The organism is Wolbachia endosymbiont (group A) of Chalcis sispes, from assembly GCF_964026765.1.
Taxonomy (GTDB): domain Bacteria; phylum Pseudomonadota; class Alphaproteobacteria; order Rickettsiales; family Anaplasmataceae; genus Wolbachia; species Wolbachia pipientis.
The window spans coordinates 460,673-476,258 of sequence record NZ_OZ034697.1 but is presented as its reverse complement, the minus strand read 5'-3'; the positions used below and the strand labels follow the sequence as shown (position 1 = coordinate 476,258).

Sequence of the window (15,586 nt, the reverse complement as noted above, 5' to 3'; positions counted from 1 at the left end):
CTACCTATTTGTTAATTCACACAACTCTAAAGAAGAATTTTCTAACTCGGCGATAGTGTTGTTAATTTCATTCAAGTCATTGCCTTGTAAAGCGTTTTTTGCATTTTGTAATAGGTTTTTCAACTTTTGATCAGTGGAAAGGTTATTATTGTTTTCAACCAAGTGTATGAGTTTATTTCCATTAATTTTAGCACCTGCAAGGGAACGAGCCTTCATATCTTCGTCAAAACTGTTTATTGACTGGTTAACCATATTTTGAACATCAGCTTCACTCAAGCCAAAACTTGAATTTACTTTAACTGTCTGCTCAATTCCAGTAGTTTTTTCTCTTGCAGTAACAGTCAAGATTCCGTCAACGTTAACTGTGAATTCTATTTCAACTCTTGCAGAACCTGCAGGCAGTGGCGGTATACCTTTTAGTTCAAACTGCGCTAGAGATTTGTTATCCTCTATCATTTCACGTTCTCCCTGACAAACATGAATTTTCATTGCTGTTTGCCCATCAATATAAGTTGTAAACTCTTTTGTTTCTGAAACTGGCAGTGGCGTATTTCTTGGTATGATTTTTTCAACTATGCCTCCCATAGTTTCTATGCCAAGTGATAAAGGTAGAACATCCAGGAGAATATTCCTATCTTTTGAGCTCGAAGTTAAATCATGAGCCTGCAGAGCTGCCCCAATGGCAACTGCTTTATCTGGATCCACGTCATTTAGTACTTTATTTCCAAAGAGTTTGACTAGTGAATTTTGAACCAATGGTGTTCTAGTTGCACCACCAACTAAAATTACTCCTTTTATATCGTCAATTTTAAGATCTATATCGCTTATAGTACGAGTGACTATATTGATAGTCTTATTGACCAAAGAACTGATTGCCTGCTCGAATTCTTCTCTGGTAATTTCGCACTCAAATGGCTTGCCGTTAACATTAAATTCGAAGATACCTATAGTGTGATTGCTTAGGTACTCTTTCACAGAGCGTGATTCGATAAGTAAGGAATTTAGTTGCTTAGCCGTCTTTTCTCTATACTTATCAATCACAATTGAACTCAGCAAATGATCAAAATCATCACCGCCGAGGTTGGTGTCACCACCAACCGCAAGGACTTGAAATACTCCTTGATGCAATTTCAATATCGAAATATCAAATGTTCCACCACCAAGGTCATAAACTGCATATATTCCACTGCTATTGTTCTTTTCAATGGAGTAAGAAAGCGCTGCAGCGGTTGGCTCGTTAACGAGGCGAAGAACTTCTATGCCGGCTAATCTTGCTGCATATTTGGTTGCGTTACGTGCTGAATCGTCAAAGTAAGCTGGCACAGTAATCACTGCTTTTTTTACTTCCAGTCCCTTAGACTTTTTTACCCTCTCACATAAAGCTTTTAATATCTCAGCAGAAATCTCAATAGGAGTAAGATACTTTTCCTCTGCGCATTTTATTCTAATAACTTTTTCGCTTTCATGATCTATTTCAAAATTGACGCCTTCTTTATTTAATTCTTCAACACTTTTACCCATTAAACGCTTTATTGAGTAGATTGCATTTTGACCGACATCGTAGCCAGTTTTCAATGTATTATTTTCATATGAAAGAGCAGAAGGCAGTAGCTCTCTTCCCTGTTTATCTTTAAATATCTCCACATTGCCAGCTTTATTCACCATAGCAATCAAAGAATTGGTGGTGCCAAGGTCTATACCAAAAACTACTTCACTTGAATTTGGTTCAGAAATTTGAATTGGTTGCATTCTTTTTCACCTCCTCAAATGACTTATATAAATATTTCAATCTTAAGACTTGTGTAGCAGCTCCATCAAAATTCTTTACAGCAAAAGTGTTAATTAGGTTTTTAATGCAACCTTTTATTTTTTCATCAATCATCCTGCTTGCAAATTGTAGATCGTCGCAGTCTAGTAAGTACTCTCTTATTTCCATTGATTCACTTAATATTTCAGAATTTAAGTGGTCCTTTTGGCTTTTCACATTAAAAAAATCCAGCAAATGCTCAGCACGTTTTAGCGGTGACTTTAGTATCTGATAAGCTCTGTTAATATTTTCCATGTTTTGGGACTGTCTTTCATTTATATCAGTCCTGCTTAGCTCAATATATTTTTTCTCTAACTCATCAAAACTGATATTGAAAGCTGGTTCAATTTCAAACAATGTAAAATAGTTGCTAGACATGAAAACTTTCTCCACAACCACATTTTCCTTTCTCATTAGGATTTTGAAAAACAAAACCCGATGAAAATTTTTCTTCTACATAATCCATTTCAGAGCCAAGAATAAACATGACGGATTTTGGGTCGATCAACACTTTAACTTTTTGGCCATCACTACAGTTTTCCTCAATTATCGACTCTAAAGGACGAGTATCATATGCATATTCAATGTCATATTTTAAACCAGAACATCCTTTTTGCTTAATTAGCACTCTTATTCCTATTGCTTCTTCCGGTTTCTCAAGGTTAGTATGCTTCTTTTGGTCCAATAAATACCTTATCCTTTCTACTGCTTCCGCAGTTATAGTGATAAGTTTTTTATTCTTTTTTACAGTTTCACCTCCGCCTACTTCTTGATATTCACCCATGTTCGTAGCTTCTTAATTCTTTTGTTTACTTTGATAGTCATGAATAGCAGCCTTTATAGCATCTTCAGCAAGTACCGAACAGTGTATCTTCACTGGAGGTAAAGACAACTCTTCCACTATTTGAGTATTCTTTATCTGTGTAACGTCACTGATGGTTCTTCCCTTTATCATCTCTGTTAACAAGGAACTTGAAGCAATGGCAGAACCGCAGCCAAAAGTTTTAAATTTTGCATCTTCAATAACACCTTTGTCATTGACCTTTATCTGCAATTTCATTACATCACCGCACGATGGTGCACCAACTAGACCAGTGCCAACACTTGGATCATTTTTATCCAGAGAGCCAACATTCCTTGGATTTTCGTAATGATCTAAAATTTTCTCATTATAACTCATAAAATTACCTGTGAACCGCTATTCTACATTATAACACATTTAGGTTAAAAACTAAAGAAAAATGCACTAGCAAACAGTATATTTTACTCACAAAATATATGGGTTACGAGTGTATTTACTTTACAAATACATGTAGTGCATGTCATTCTCTATATTGTAATTAAAAAGGAGTATTCTCTTGAGTTTATTTGGTAACCTTTATAAAGGCTTGTTGAAAACTTCTTCTCGCTTTAGCGACGGGGTGAAAAGTATTTTTTCTGGCAAAAAAAAATTAGATCAGTCGCTTTTAGATGAGCTAGAAGAATTGCTAATTAGCATGGATATTGGTCATAAAACTTCCAAGTTGATTATTGACAGGCTCACAAGCATCAAGTTTGACAAGGAAGTTGAGTATAATATTATCACGCAGCAATTAGTGAATGAAATAGAAGCTATATTAAATCCAGTCGTGCAGCCGTTAGTTTTGGATAAAAAACCCCACATAATAATGGTATGCGGAGTAAACGGTAATGGTAAAACCACGACTATAGGTAAGCTCGCATATAAATATAAGGAGATGGGAAAATCCGTTATGCTTGTTGCATGTGACACATTTAGAGCTGCTGCTAGTGAACAATTAAACATTTGGGCAGAACGTTCTGATTGCTTGATTGTTACTGGAGAGTACGGTAGCGACTCTGCAAGTGTGGCATATAGAGCTGTAAGTCAAGCTATAAAAGATAACATTGATGTTGTTCTAATTGACACAGCAGGAAGGCTGCAAAATAATGTGAACCTTATGGAGGAGTTATCAAAAATATATAGAACGATAAAGAAATTGGATGATACTGCCCCTCATGACGTTATTTTAGTTCTTGATGCAACTACCGGCCAAAATGCTTATAGCCAATTAGAAGCATTTAGCAAAATGGTTAATGTTACCGGGCTAATCGTAACAAAGTTAGATGGCACTGCTAAGGGCGGAGTGGTAATTGGACTTGCAGAAGCTTATAAGATAAAGTTATATGCTATAGGAATTGGCGAAAGTATAGAGGACTTAAGGGAGTTTACTAGCAAAGAATTTGCTGAAGCACTATTTAATTGTAATTAAAAATTTCTCTTAATTCCCTTACGTGACCAAGCTTGATTATCTCAATATCATGAGAAGAGTAATTACCATTTTTAGGCATAATTGCTTTTTTGAATCCTAACTTTTGTGCTTCTTTTAGTCTGAGATCAGCATGTGAGACATTCCTAATTTCTCCTGAAAGTGCAACTTCACCGCAGATTATTGAAGAAGTTGGCAGCGGTAAATTTACTACACTTGAAATAAGGGAAGCAGCAACAGCAAGATCAGCCGATGGTTCCTGTATTTTGAGTCCTCCTGCAATGTTTAGGTATACCTCTTTATCATGCAAAAACATTTTGCAACGAGCATTTAGCACCGCGATGATCATAGCCAATCGATTAATATCCCACCCAACTACTGCCCTTCTTGGGGTTGCCATATTAGTCCCTGCTATTAATGCTTGCACTTCCATTAAAATTGGTCTTGAACCTTCAATTCCTGCAAATACGGCGCTGCCAACTACTTCTCTGTCATGGGCCATCAGAAACAATGATGATGGGTTATCAACAGGCACAAGTCCTGCTTCAGACATCTCAAAAACACCAATTTCATTTGCAGGGCCAAATCTATTTTTAATAGTGCGTAAAATGCGATATTGATTACTATTTTCACCTTCAAAATATAATACCGTATCTACCATATGCTCCAAAGTTTTAGGTCCAGCTATTTGTCCATCCTTAGTTATATGGCCAACTATTAAGAGGGAAATACCATATTGTTTCGCAAGAATGGTTAATTCATGTGCGCAAGTGCGGACCTGAGTTACAGTTCCTGGTGCTGATGTAATTCTGCTATCATACATTGTTTGTATAGAGTCAATTACTAAGAATTTAATACTTTTGTTTTCCTTTATTGTTGCTACTACATCAGTTAAAGACACTGTAGATAAAAGCTTGATTTTAGGTTCATTTATCTTAAGACGCTTTGCTCTAAGACTCACCTGCTCTAAAGATTCCTCGCCAGATACATAAAGACATTCAAAAGAGGAAAGTTGCACAACATTAGCTGCAATTCTAAGCAAAAGGGTGGATTTCCCAATTCCAGGTTCGCCACCAATTAAAATGCTAGCACCTTGAACGATACCCCCACCAAAAACTCTATCTAATTCTTCTATTCCTGTTAAAAAACGACTTGGAGTGATAATTTCGCTACCCGATAACGTCTTTATTAAAATTGGTGCAGATATACTTCTTTTGCCCGTTTTTACTGCTATTTCCTCAACAATTGTATCCCAATTGTCACATGCGATGCACTTCCCTACCCACCTGCCAGTGCTGTGACCACAGGATTGACATACATATACAGTTTTCATCAAAGCCAAAATTATTTTGTTGTAATTGTAATAAAAATTAGCTGAATATGCGAAGTAAATCTATAGCTAACCCAAGAAAGGGTTCCCTATGTCATACCGCGATTCATTCGCGGTATCTCTAGATCCCGCTAACAAGTAGCGGGATGACGAGCTTATCGTCACGCCGCCGCGAACCGTCATACCGCGATTCATTCGCGGTATCTCAAAGCATAGATCCCGCCAACACGTAGCGGGATGACGAGGTCATGCCACCGCGCGAACCGTCATACCGTCACGGTATCTCTAGATCCCGCTAACACGTAGGGGAATGACGAGGTCATGCCGCCGCAAACCGTCATACCGCGATTCATTCGCGGTATCTCTAGATCCCGCTAACAAGCAGCGGGATGACGATTGTCGTTTAGCCATAAACATTAAGGAATTTACCAAATAAAAAAAAAGGCAAAAGAAGCCCTAGTCATTGTCTATTTTCAGTATTTGGCGTTTTTTAAGTCTTAGATCTAATCCAGAATTCGCGTTACAGATAGCTCTCTCAGACACTTTACGTATTAGATAGATTAAGAATTTTTCATTGGACAGGCTTCTTATACTTTTGGTGAGGTTAAATTTTGAAGTGAAAATTTTAATAAACAGCAAATAAACAAGTTTATCAAAAAAAGAGTTAAATGTTAGGGTTTTCAGCATTCCGGACAATTCAAAATCAACCTGGGATGGAGAAAGTTAGTGGCGGTCACATACTTCTTCATCACAATGATAAAGAAGCTTACCTTTATCTCTGACGTATTTTAAAGGAATTTTGGGATTGTTGATGTCTTTACCACCAGTATCATGCCATTTCTTTTCCCATGTAATATAATATGGCTCAAGGTCTTGCGGCGTTAATTTATATATTTCTTTTAGCTCTATTCCTTCATAAATAGCAAATATCCAATCCACCTTTCGGTATTTTGCAATTATTGTAGGATTCATATGATGATGAGTAGAAAAGCTTTTTGTAAGAAGAGCATTTACTGATTTAAGCTCATATTCATTACCATACTCATCAATGGCATCATTTCCCTCGCGTGCTGGAAGAATAGTGAGTCCAGTTAGTAATAAGACTTGTAGGATTTTTCCGCCGTTGTCCTGAAAGATATCATTTATACCATGCTTAACAGCAAACTCTTGATACTTCCGTATATGAGGAAATATATCTTTCAGACATTTTCTGTCTTGATCCTGATCTAGAAGTGCAGTAGGTTCAACACCAAGGGCATCTGCTATGCGCTCAACATTATCTATAGAGATATTTCTCTCACCACGTTCAACGGAGCCTATATATGTTCTATGTAATTCACATAAATCAGCAAGAGTTTCTTGGGAAAGCCCTTTTATATTTCTTATTCTTCGTATATTCTGGGAAAGAAGTAACCGCAGAGGTTGTTTTTTTATTTTTGTCATCTTTGTAAGATAATAGTTGACAATTATAAGTCTACAGACTATAAGTATCTTCCATATGGTACATATATTGGAAAAATTTAAATTTAATAATAAACCTACATATACTACAGATAGGGGAGCTGCATATTGTGGAGACTCTCTTAACCTATTGCCGCAATTACCAGATAATAGCTTAGATCTCGTAATAACCAGCCCACCGTTTGCTTTGCAAAGAAAAAAAGAATACGGAAATGAATCCCAAGCCGAATATGTTGCCTGGCTTAGTCAATTTGCAAAATTAGTACATAGCAAACTCAAAGATACAGGCAGTTTTGTACTTGATCTGGGTGGGGCTTATGAAAAAGGCGTGCCATCCAGAAGTTTATATAATTTTAGAGTGCTTATACATTTCTGTGATGACATAGGCTTCTTCCTTGCAGAAGATTTCTATTGGTATAATCCTTCTAAATTGCCAAGTCCAATTGAATGGGTAAATAAGAGAAAAATCAGAGCAAAAGATTCTGTTAATACAGTATGGTGGTTTAGCAAAACTGAGTGGCCTAAAGCAGATGTCACAAAGGTGCTAGTGGAATACAGTGGCCGCATGAAAAAACTTATCGAGAACCCAAAGGCTTATTATACTCCAAAAGAACGACCATCAGGACATAATATTGGCAGTAGCTTTGGCAAAGACAATGGAGGAGCTATTCCATCCAATCTTTTACAGATTCCCAATTCAGAGTCCAATAGCCGGTATCTTGCTGCATGTAAGGAACTAGGTATAAAACAACATCCAGCTAGATTCCCTGCTAAATTACCTCAATTTTTTATTCGGTTTCTAACACAACCAGGAGATGTTGTTTTAGATATTTTTGCTGGTTCTAACACAACAGGTTTTGTATGTGAGCAAGAAGACCGTTACTGGTTGGCATTTGAAGAAAATAGAGAATATCTTGCTGCATCTGCTTTTAGGTTCTTAGAAAAAGAATGCTCAAAAAAAGAGTTGGCAGTTATTTATCAATGCATTATTCGTGGTAAAGAGCCTGTATTAAAGACTAAGCAGTCTATATTGGATATTGAGTTCACTCAGCAGTCATTAGTAGTTTAGTTATGCTCTTTGTTCATGGTTTTCCCGTTTTTAGCAATAATTTTTTATATAAGCATTTTTGTTGCCTATCCTCAACACTTTCCACATTAGCGTTACTAGCAGAAGTTACTCTTAAATATGCTAGCTATAAATGTTAAGAAATTTACCAAATGAAAAAAAAGGCAAAAGAAACCCTAGTCATTGTCTATTTTCAGTATTGGCGTTTTTTAAGTCTTAAACGCTGCAATTTAGCTGCTTTTAAATGCAACTAACCTTAGCTATAAATGTTTAAGAAATTTACTAAGCAGAAAAAAAGGCAAAAGAAACCCCGTGTTAGCTAGTTGTCACTCTCTAATCCTGCAAATTGGCGTACTATACTGTCTTAAACAGCGCGTTTCAGCTTATATAGCTAGAAATATTGTGAAGACATAAGGTGCACATAGTGCAAAAAATTAAAAATAAGACGCCAACTACGTTGTTTTCTTGCTGTTTAATCTGCACAGATGAAGATAACTGAATACCTTCAGTACCATGATAAGAGGGCTGGCGGAGTTTGTCAAGTAAGTTTTTCGTTTCTATTCCCAATGTTATATGGTTATGTAATACCAATTCTCATTACTAGTGAATCAAATAAGCGGCATTGCAGAGTTTTTTAATTGTGGAGTGAGAAAGAGAGGTAATAAATTTGCACAAAGCGCTCTCAAGCAAAGCAATTGTGTCGTAGATTTTGTTACGCAAAATGTTCTGTTTTATATATAACCAAAACCTCTCAACAGGATTGAGGTCAGGTGAGTATGGTGGTAGGTATATAATGTCGATATTTTTAGGTACTTTTAAATTTTTTGACTTATGCCAACTAGCACAATCCATGATAAGAAATGCCTCCCTTGTTCCTAAATATTGTGACATCTGCTCAAGGAATATATTCATACAATCAGTATTGACGTTTGAGCTAGAACTTTCTCCATTTCTGGGATTAACTGCACTATAGAGATAAAAATTTTGCCTACCTAGTTTTACCTTAACCTGTGTCCTAATGCCTTTTTTAAACCACCCGTGTCCAATCTTTGAATGTGTGCCAAACCGCGATTCATCGAAGAAAAATAGCTCTTTTTCAGGATACATGACAATAGTTTCATTAAGATTTTTTTTTAAATTCCTCTTGTTTACTTTTATCTTGTCCGTTATGCACTGGTCTTGGTGTGATATATGAGAATTTCATTCTTTGCATATTACGGTGTACTGTAGATTTGCTGATATTCAAACCAAACTTTTCTTGAATTCTTATTTTCATTTCTTTTATAGTAATATTGGGGTTTTCCTCTATCCACACCTCAACTTGTTCACGTTGACTTTGATTCAATATAGTTTTTCTACGGCGTTGAGGCGGAGCAAATAATTTTTCTTCTCTGCCAAATTTTAGGTCATGCAGTAAGTGCCTTTCTTGAAATGCAGCATATCTTTGCTACGGCTGTTATACTGTGCTTTTTTGCTGCAATTACAGCATTTAGTTTTTTTGCAACATATGCGTTATTTCTTACTTTCTTCAGCATTTCTTTTGCTGATTCCACCACTTTTTCATCCAATAATTTTGATCTTAATGCCATTTAAACCTCGCTACTTTACTTACTTCAGTATGGCTTTTTTTCTATTATTGTCTATCCGTTACTTGTGTAGCGGGAATTGGTATAAGAAGTCTAATAGCAAATTTTTAAGTTCCTCTTTAACTCTTTAACCAGCGGGCTCGCATGAGGAGAGGAGAGTAAAGGTCCTCTTCCATAGATATCTTCACACTTTTTTCTTCTTCTGTAGTTGGCAGACGAGTAAGAAAGTGAATCTTTGGTGCGCCACTAATTATTGCCATTGGTGTTTGCTCCGCCCCTTCTCCCATAACTAAAACAGCAGACGTTGCCAGCGCATCAAGAAGATTGACTTGTGTTACTTGCAGTGGTTGATCATAAAGATCTGGCTTGCCTATATAGGAATAAAATGGTTCAAATCCACACCAACCAAGAGCAACGCCCGTAACCCCAAGGCGCATAGGTGTTATGTTACTATCTGTAATCAAAATACCAAGATGTTTTATGCAGTGTTTTGTCTTGAGATAGTTCCATATTGATAGAGCTGTTTTCTGAACATCCTTTGGGTATAAAATATACATTTCATTACCATTTGATTCATCAATACCAGCAGATGGAATTAAGATATTGTCTTTGATTGTTAAATAGATGCCGTAAGAATTATGGTCTACATCAACAATTGCATCAGCTTCTCTTTTGATTAGCTCTTCTTTAGAACAAGCAGTTTTGCAAACCACTTGTTTTTGACAAATAGAAATGATTTTTGATGTGATAGCAAGAACAACTTCCTCTCCTAGCAACTCTGAAACATAGCGATCAAGAACCTGCTCTAATACTTCCCCACATTCAATGCGGTGGGTATAAATTGCTTTAACATGCATATTAACGTGTTAGCCTACATATAGTATAATCTTTCGTTTTGGTGAGAATAGTTTTATGCCATCCATCAAGAAGTGTTAAGTTGAAATATACATCACCTTTATAGGGTTTGTAAATTTCTGTCATGATGAACTCTGAAATTAGATTATATTCTAAAAAAAGATGCGCTATTTGTGCTCCACCAATCACAAAGATTTGAGGGTAACTCCAATTACTTTGGATTGACAAAAACTCTTGCATAGAAGAAATAATAGTGCATTTTACTCCTCTGTTAAAACAAGAATTTAATTTGTTACGAGAAAAAACAACAGGGATACGATCCTTCAATATGTTTTGAGGCATAGTTTCAAATGTTTTTCTTCCCATAACAATAACTTGTTTGTCAGTCACCTGACGAAAATGATCTAACTCACTTGGATAATGCCAGGGCAATCCATTATTTATTCCAATTACCCCCTTGGGATCAACAGCCATAATTCCGATAACTATCATCCCTGTAAAGCAGCTTGAGCTACAAAGAATCGCATGTGATCACGCACATTATGCACTCGAAGGAAATCAACCTTGTTGTGCAATGCAGATGATAAAGCAATTGTTTCTAAATCTCGGTTAAAGACAGGTTCTGTAGAAAAAGAAGAAATAAATGACTTTCTAGAATGACCAACCAGAACTTTGCAGCCAAAATTTTGTAACGTTTCTATACTGCGTAAAATCTGGATATTCTGGTACATAGATTTGCCAAAACCAATACCAGGATCAATAATGATCGAGCTTTGATCAAAACCTAGGGCAAGTAACCTGTTAATGCTCTTTTCTGCCCAATTATTTATGGTATCAATTGGATCAATGTCACTTGGGATAATGTTGTCACTATGTGGTGGTATGGAGAGTGAATGCATAATAACGATACTACATCCACTGCTAGCAATCGCTTTTAAGGTATTATCATCTAGATCTCCCTTCTGATCGTTTACCCAGGCAATGTTGTAGTGTTCCAAAACATTTAAAATAACGTCTGACCAGAAGCTATCAATGCTGACTTTAATGTCACCAACTTTCATATATTGATTAAGGTCATCAAGCACTGGTTTTAAGCGTGCATACTCTGCTTTTGGAGTTTGTATTGAGGAGCCAGGTCTTGTTGATTGAGCACCAAGTTCAACTATGCTTGCACCATCTGATAACAGCCGCAGTGCCTGCTTGGTTGCTTGATCTGCATCATAATAAAGACCACCATCTGAAAATGAATCAGGAGTAATATTGACAATACCTACAAGCTCTGGTGAAAGCGTAAAACTCCTTAAAAAGCAATCCTTAATGTTAGGGTTAACAGTACCAAACGTTTTGTTAACTACTGCCATAGGGTTCAGCATTGTCATCAAGTGAAGCAAAAATGGTCTGTTTATCAATTCTGGGTGAGGAATCTTAAGGTAGGGTGTATCAAGTGTCAGGTCATCCCATAACAAAATATCCAAATCAATAACGCGAGGTGCCCATTTTTCATAGACCTGCAGACGGCCAATGTCACATTCAATTTGTTTAAGGCCCTTTAACAGCTCTTCAGGAGAAGAAGAACAACTTCCATACACAACCATATTTAGAAATGGCCTGTCCCACCCAGGTGAAGCATCATTTGGTAAAATAGCCTTAGTTTCCAGAATAATTGAAGATTTTAAATTTTTAAAATAGCGTTCCTGCAGTAACTGAGCAGCCTTTTGTAAATGGGAAAAGCGATTCCCCATATTTGAGCCAATAGAAATGTAAATCATTCTTGCAACGCATTACGATAAGTAAAGAAAACACCTCCATGCACACTGGGGACAGGTGGTGCAACTTTGTGAATAGTTACGCCTATAGAAGAAATAATAAGCTTTTTTTGCATCACAAGGTTATTAATGGTCCTGTATATATCATGAGTTAAATGCTCGATTAAGTTGAATTGCTTGCTTTGAACGAGAGATTGAATACTCTGAACTACCTCCAAGTAGCATATAGTATCCTCAAGCCGGTCAGTTGTAAGTCCTAAAGGGGGATTTAAAGGTAAAATCAATATTAACACTAACTAATTGAGAATGATACTTCTCTTCTGCACTATAGCCTAAATGAACCCAAAGCCGTAAGTCAGATATAAGAAGATTACATGCAGACATTGCATTCCAACATCACTGAGTTTAAGCTACTTAAACTACTAACACACGCTAGCATTCATCATTCCATCAAGAAAACCCCACAAGAGCCTTGCTCCCTTTTGAGCACCCTGCATAACTTTATCTTGCTCTTTTTCATCTAGATCTTCAATAAGATTTGCACATTCCTCAGAATGCCACTCATCAGCATGCATATGAACCGTAAAAAATTGAAGAGAACGCTCATCACTTATTGAATAGTGTTTTTTTAAACCTTCAATTTTAGACTTAGAAACCTCTGGAGTTTGACGTTCGTAAGCGTATAAGGCTCCAAGACCTGCCGCAAAACCTGATCTTACAATGTCAAAGTAACCATCAATTAATTCTTGTGTCTCCTTAATCTGTGCACTTTCACGAAGATCAGATCGCGCAACGCCAAGCCCTTCAGCAAAACGTTTCCATAACTCTGGATGATTTTCATCACCTTGTTCCTCTTCTATTAAATTACCAAGTAAAACCTGTCGCATTTTTAGATCTGGGCACAAAAAATGTATACCACTGATGTAACGAGGGAACGCAGCAACGTGGTGATAATATTCTTTAGCATAGGTTTGTAAAGCTTGCAAGCTTAAGCTTCCTGTATTCCATGATTGGTAGAATGGATGATTTAGTAAGTGCAATTCATCTAACTTGTTATTTAGAGACTTAGTAAATTTCATTATTTCCTCCATTATATCAACATATAGTTCATATACTACAGCTTTCTCATTGTTACGATCATGCTAAGATCAATACAATGGTGGGATTGGTAGGACTCGAACCTACGGCCAATTCGTTATGAGCGAACTGCTCTAACCGACTGAGCTACAATCCCTTTTATCAATATTTATAATACACACAAAAGCAAATTTGTCTATTAGCTTATTTCACTATCAACCCAACTTGACAAATCATTTGTTGCACCAATTTTGCGTGCAATTTCCTTACCATCTTGAAATATGATTAAAGTGGGTATAGATTGCACTCCATACTTACTTGGCACTTCAGTCCCTTCATCTATGTCGAATTTGCAGATCTTAATCTTGCCTTTTCTGTCTTTAGCCAATTGTTCGATACGTGGCATTAGACTTTTACATGGCCCACACCATTCTGCCCAAAAGTCTATCAGAACAAACCCTTTATAGTCAGTGACTTCAGATTTGAAATTTTGATCATTTACCGATGTAATATCATCACTCATAAAATACCTAAATTTTTGTAAAATATAGCGTATCTATTAGCAGTTAATCAACTAAATTCTTACCGCAGAGCTTGAAAAATTGCCCTAAAGTGTTTTGCACAAACAAAAAACTTCTATTACATCTGGTGGTTAAAGATATCCACGTTTTCCCAACCCATTAAGTCTAACTCAATACGAGTAGGAAGAAATTCAAAGCACTTTTGGGCCAATTCTTTTCTATTTTCACGTTCCAGCATTAAGTCTAGCTTTTCCTTTATCCTGTGGAGATACAAAACATCAGATGCAGCATAACTTTTTTGTTTGTCTGTTAAATTTTCATTTCCCCAATCAGAAGATTGCTGCTGCTTATTTAGTTTGGTATCAAGCAGCTCTAAGCACAACTCTTTTAAGCTATGATTATCTGTGTAAGTGCGAACTAAACGTGAAGCTATCTTTGTGCAATAGCACGGAAGTGCCCAAGTTTCCAAGTAATAACGTATTATGCTCACATCAAATCGCGCGAAGTGAAATATTTTAGTTATATTTTTATCCTCTAATATTTTTCTCAAATTTGGAGCTGTATAATTGTTCTTGAGTTGAACTAAGTGAGCGTTGCCATCATTAAAAGAGAGCTGCACAAGGCATAATCTATCTCTGCTATGAAGTAGCCCCATTGCCTCGGTATCAACAGCTATAGACCTTACATCATCTGGTATTGAACTAGCTGGCAAGTCGTCTTTATATAAAAATATTCCCATAAAGCTTTGTGGAATAATTAAAAACTTATGATAATCAAAAATGAGCCTTAAGTATACGAAAAGATCATAGAAGGAACCACGCAAATTTATGGGCTCTCACATTTTTCGTGTACACGGGGGTTTACAAATTGCTGTATATGCCTATAATTAAGTAAATTTAGGTTAATTTAATTGCGGGAGTAGCTCAGTTGGTAGAGCGCAACCTTGCCAAGGTTGAGGTCGAGGGTTCGAACCCCTTCTCCCGCTCTTTACTTTCAAAATCATTTCGTCAAAAATCCCTTGACAAACTCCGCCAGCCCTCTTATCATGAGACTGAAGCTATTGTATTTGCTTTCGCCAATCTGCAGATTAAAAGGTAAGGATTACTTAATGTATCGGCGTCTTATGTTCAATTTTTTGCAGTATATAGATACTGTATGTCTTTACAAAACTTCATCTACATCTAGATTTTTATCTAAATAAGCTGAACGCGCTTATAAAGCGTTACAAGACATCAAAAAATGCCAATACTCGACAGAGATAGTAAAAGACTAGCTAACTCGGGGATTCTTTGTCTTTTTTTCTGCTTAGTAAATTTCTTAAACGTTTGCAGCGTAAGTTAGTTGCAATTAAAAGCGGCTGAATCTCGCTTGTCAAGCGTTTAAAACATAAAAAACGCCAATATTTTAAAGCGGATAATAACCTCAGGGCTTCTTTTGCCTTTTTTTTCATTTGGTAAATTTCTTAAATATTTATAGCTAAACGACAACCGTCATCCCGCTACGTGTTAGCGGGATCTCTTGTTAGCGGCTGAGATACCGCGAATGAATCGCGGTATGACGTAGGACTGCTGTCATTCCAGCGCGTGACGCTGGAATCCAGTTCTTATTACCTGGTGTAAAGTTAAGTTTCCTGGATCCCAGTGTCTGGGCACTGGGATGACAAGAAAGGAGCACTGGGATGACAAGAAAGAGGCTGCTTGGATAACAGAAGAAGGAGGCTACTTGGACAACACCCTGACAACCATCATCCCGCTACGTGTTAGCGGGATCTGGAAATACCGCGGCGGTATGACGTAGGACTGCTGTCATTCCAGTCTGGAATCCAAAAAAGGATGATGTCATCCCAGTGC

The 15,586-nt window shown here is 36.8% G+C and carries 16 protein-coding genes, 2 tRNA genes and 1 pseudogene; 3 read left to right on the top strand and 16 right to left on the bottom strand.

Annotation, left to right across the window (positions count from 1 at the left end; all coding sequences use genetic code 11):
• From hscA to iscU, 4 genes are read right to left on the bottom strand one after another with little or no spacing between them, the layout of a single operon-like run.
• Positions 1-1,749 (bottom strand): Fe-S protein assembly chaperone HscA, encoded by a 1,749-nt coding sequence (hscA, locus tag AAGD72_RS02395; RefSeq protein ID WP_341815017.1) that lies wholly within the window; start codon positions 1,747-1,749, stop codon positions 1-3.
• Positions 1,727-2,185, bottom strand: coding sequence for an iron-sulfur cluster co-chaperone HscB C-terminal domain-containing protein (locus tag AAGD72_RS02390; RefSeq protein WP_341815113.1), 459 nt, complete (start codon positions 2,183-2,185; stop codon positions 1,727-1,729). The genes hscA and AAGD72_RS02390 overlap by 23 nt, the downstream gene beginning before the upstream one ends.
• Positions 2,178-2,591: a HesB/IscA family protein gene (locus AAGD72_RS02385; RefSeq protein ID WP_341815016.1), complete on the bottom strand. Its 414-nt coding sequence runs from the start codon at positions 2,589-2,591 to the stop codon at positions 2,178-2,180. The genes AAGD72_RS02390 and AAGD72_RS02385 overlap by 8 nt, the downstream gene beginning before the upstream one ends.
• A 12-nt stretch (positions 2,592-2,603) precedes the next feature.
• Complete coding sequence (gene iscU / locus AAGD72_RS02380; RefSeq protein WP_151808025.1) at positions 2,604-2,987, bottom strand: Fe-S cluster assembly scaffold IscU; 384 nt, start codon at positions 2,985-2,987, stop codon at positions 2,604-2,606.
• Positions 2,988-3,165: 178 nt separating this feature from the next.
• On the opposite strand from iscU, the gene ftsY reads away from it, so the two are divergent.
• Complete coding sequence (gene ftsY, locus AAGD72_RS02375; protein ID WP_341815015.1) at positions 3,166-4,077, top strand: signal recognition particle-docking protein FtsY; 912 nt, start codon at positions 3,166-3,168, stop codon at positions 4,075-4,077.
• On the opposite strand, the gene radA is transcribed toward ftsY, so the two are convergent.
• Together radA and AAGD72_RS02365 are read right to left on the bottom strand one after the other, a co-directional pair.
• A complete protein-coding gene (radA, locus tag AAGD72_RS02370) occupies positions 4,064-5,407 on the bottom strand; it encodes a DNA repair protein RadA (RefSeq protein ID WP_151808023.1) in 1,344 nt (447 codons plus the stop codon). The two genes, ftsY and radA, sit on opposite strands and share 14 nt — an antisense overlap.
• Positions 5,408-6,127: 720 nt before the next feature.
• Positions 6,128-6,847 carry a helix-turn-helix domain-containing protein gene (locus AAGD72_RS02365; protein ID WP_341815014.1) on the bottom strand — a complete coding sequence of 240 codons (720 nt, stop codon included), beginning with the start codon at positions 6,845-6,847 and terminating at the stop codon, positions 6,128-6,130.
• 67 nt (positions 6,848-6,914) lie between these two features.
• Between AAGD72_RS02365 and AAGD72_RS02360 the strand changes: the two genes are divergently transcribed.
• Positions 6,915-7,934, top strand: a complete 1,020-nt coding sequence (locus AAGD72_RS02360) for a site-specific DNA-methyltransferase (protein ID WP_341815012.1) — start codon at positions 6,915-6,917, stop codon at positions 7,932-7,934.
• 597 nt (positions 7,935-8,531) lie between these two features.
• On the opposite strand, the pseudogene AAGD72_RS02355 reads toward AAGD72_RS02360, so the two are convergent.
• From AAGD72_RS02355 to AAGD72_RS02315, 9 genes and pseudogenes are all read right to left on the bottom strand, one after another.
• Positions 8,532-9,520: pseudogene (locus tag AAGD72_RS02355) on the bottom strand (IS630 family transposase).
• Positions 9,521-9,636: 116 nt separating this feature from the next.
• Positions 9,637-10,374 (bottom strand): putative folate metabolism gamma-glutamate ligase, encoded by a 738-nt coding sequence (locus AAGD72_RS02350; RefSeq protein ID WP_015589264.1) that lies wholly within the window; start codon positions 10,372-10,374, stop codon positions 9,637-9,639.
• 1 nt (position 10,375) lies between these two features.
• Positions 10,376-10,864: a dihydrofolate reductase gene (locus AAGD72_RS02345; protein ID WP_341815011.1), complete on the bottom strand. Its 489-nt coding sequence runs from the start codon at positions 10,862-10,864 to the stop codon at positions 10,376-10,378.
• Entirely contained in the window at positions 10,861-12,141 is a 1,281-nt protein-coding gene (gene folP, locus AAGD72_RS02340) for a dihydropteroate synthase (protein ID WP_155969139.1), read from the bottom strand. The genes AAGD72_RS02345 and folP overlap by 4 nt, the downstream gene beginning before the upstream one ends.
• Complete coding sequence (locus tag AAGD72_RS02335; protein WP_338063301.1) at positions 12,138-12,431, bottom strand: dihydroneopterin aldolase; 294 nt, start codon at positions 12,429-12,431, stop codon at positions 12,138-12,140. The genes folP and AAGD72_RS02335 overlap by 4 nt, the downstream gene beginning before the upstream one ends.
• A 129-nt stretch (positions 12,432-12,560) precedes the next feature.
• Complete coding sequence (locus AAGD72_RS02330) at positions 12,561-13,217, bottom strand: CADD family putative folate metabolism protein (protein WP_264707420.1); 657 nt, start codon at positions 13,215-13,217, stop codon at positions 12,561-12,563.
• Between the two features lie 78 nt (positions 13,218-13,295).
• Positions 13,296-13,372: transfer RNA gene (locus AAGD72_RS02325), tRNA-Ile, on the bottom strand.
• A 42-nt stretch (positions 13,373-13,414) separates the two neighbouring features.
• Entirely contained in the window at positions 13,415-13,738 is a 324-nt protein-coding gene (gene trxA / locus AAGD72_RS02320) for a thioredoxin (RefSeq protein WP_006279168.1), read from the bottom strand.
• A gap of 116 nt (positions 13,739-13,854) precedes the next feature.
• Positions 13,855-14,475, bottom strand: a complete 621-nt coding sequence (locus tag AAGD72_RS02315; RefSeq protein ID WP_341815009.1) for a ribonuclease H-like domain-containing protein — start codon at positions 14,473-14,475, stop codon at positions 13,855-13,857.
• Between the two features lie 173 nt (positions 14,476-14,648).
• Between AAGD72_RS02315 and AAGD72_RS02310 the strand changes: the two genes are divergently transcribed.
• Positions 14,649-14,721, top strand: a tRNA-Gly gene (locus tag AAGD72_RS02310).
• Positions 14,722-15,009: 288 nt separating this feature from the next.
• Here AAGD72_RS02310 and AAGD72_RS02305 read toward each other — a convergent pair.
• The gene (locus tag AAGD72_RS02305) at positions 15,010-15,186 is read right to left on the bottom strand and encodes a hypothetical protein (protein ID WP_341815007.1); all 177 of its coding nucleotides are present in this window, start codon (positions 15,184-15,186) and stop codon (positions 15,010-15,012) included.
• Between the last annotated feature and the right edge of the window lie 400 nt (positions 15,187-15,586).

Excerpts from the sequence above, each read along its gene's own strand:
- hscA (WP_341815017.1), bottom strand. The coding sequence starts at position 1,749 with ATGCAACCAATTCAAATTTCTGAACCAAATTCAAGTGAAGTAGTTTTT.
- AAGD72_RS02390 (WP_341815113.1), bottom strand. The coding sequence starts at position 2,185 with ATGTCTAGCAACTATTTTACATTGTTTGAAATTGAACCAGCTTTCAAT.
- AAGD72_RS02385 (WP_341815016.1), bottom strand. The coding sequence starts at position 2,591 with ATGGGTGAATATCAAGAAGTAGGCGGAGGTGAAACTGTAAAAAAGAAT.
- iscU (WP_151808025.1), bottom strand. The coding sequence starts at position 2,987 with ATGAGTTATAATGAGAAAATTTTAGATCATTACGAAAATCCAAGGAAT.
- radA (WP_151808023.1), bottom strand. The coding sequence starts at position 5,407 with ATGAAAACTGTATATGTATGTCAATCCTGTGGTCACAGCACTGGCAGG.
- AAGD72_RS02365 (WP_341815014.1), bottom strand. The coding sequence starts at position 6,847 with ATGACAAAAATAAAAAAACAACCTCTGCGGTTACTTCTTTCCCAGAAT.
- AAGD72_RS02350 (WP_015589264.1), bottom strand. The coding sequence starts at position 10,374 with ATGCATGTTAAAGCAATTTATACCCACCGCATTGAATGTGGGGAAGTA.
- AAGD72_RS02345 (WP_341815011.1), bottom strand. The coding sequence starts at position 10,864 with ATGATAGTTATCGGAATTATGGCTGTTGATCCCAAGGGGGTAATTGGA.
- folP (WP_155969139.1), bottom strand. The coding sequence starts at position 12,141 with ATGATTTACATTTCTATTGGCTCAAATATGGGGAATCGCTTTTCCCAT.
- AAGD72_RS02330 (WP_264707420.1), bottom strand. The coding sequence starts at position 13,217 with ATGAAATTTACTAAGTCTCTAAATAACAAGTTAGATGAATTGCACTTA.
- trxA (WP_006279168.1), bottom strand. The coding sequence starts at position 13,738 with ATGAGTGATGATATTACATCGGTAAATGATCAAAATTTCAAATCTGAA.
- AAGD72_RS02315 (WP_341815009.1), bottom strand. The coding sequence starts at position 14,475 with ATGGGAATATTTTTATATAAAGACGACTTGCCAGCTAGTTCAATACCA.
- AAGD72_RS02305 (WP_341815007.1), bottom strand. The coding sequence starts at position 15,186 with ATGAAAAAAAAGGCAAAAGAAGCCCTGAGGTTATTATCCGCTTTAAAA.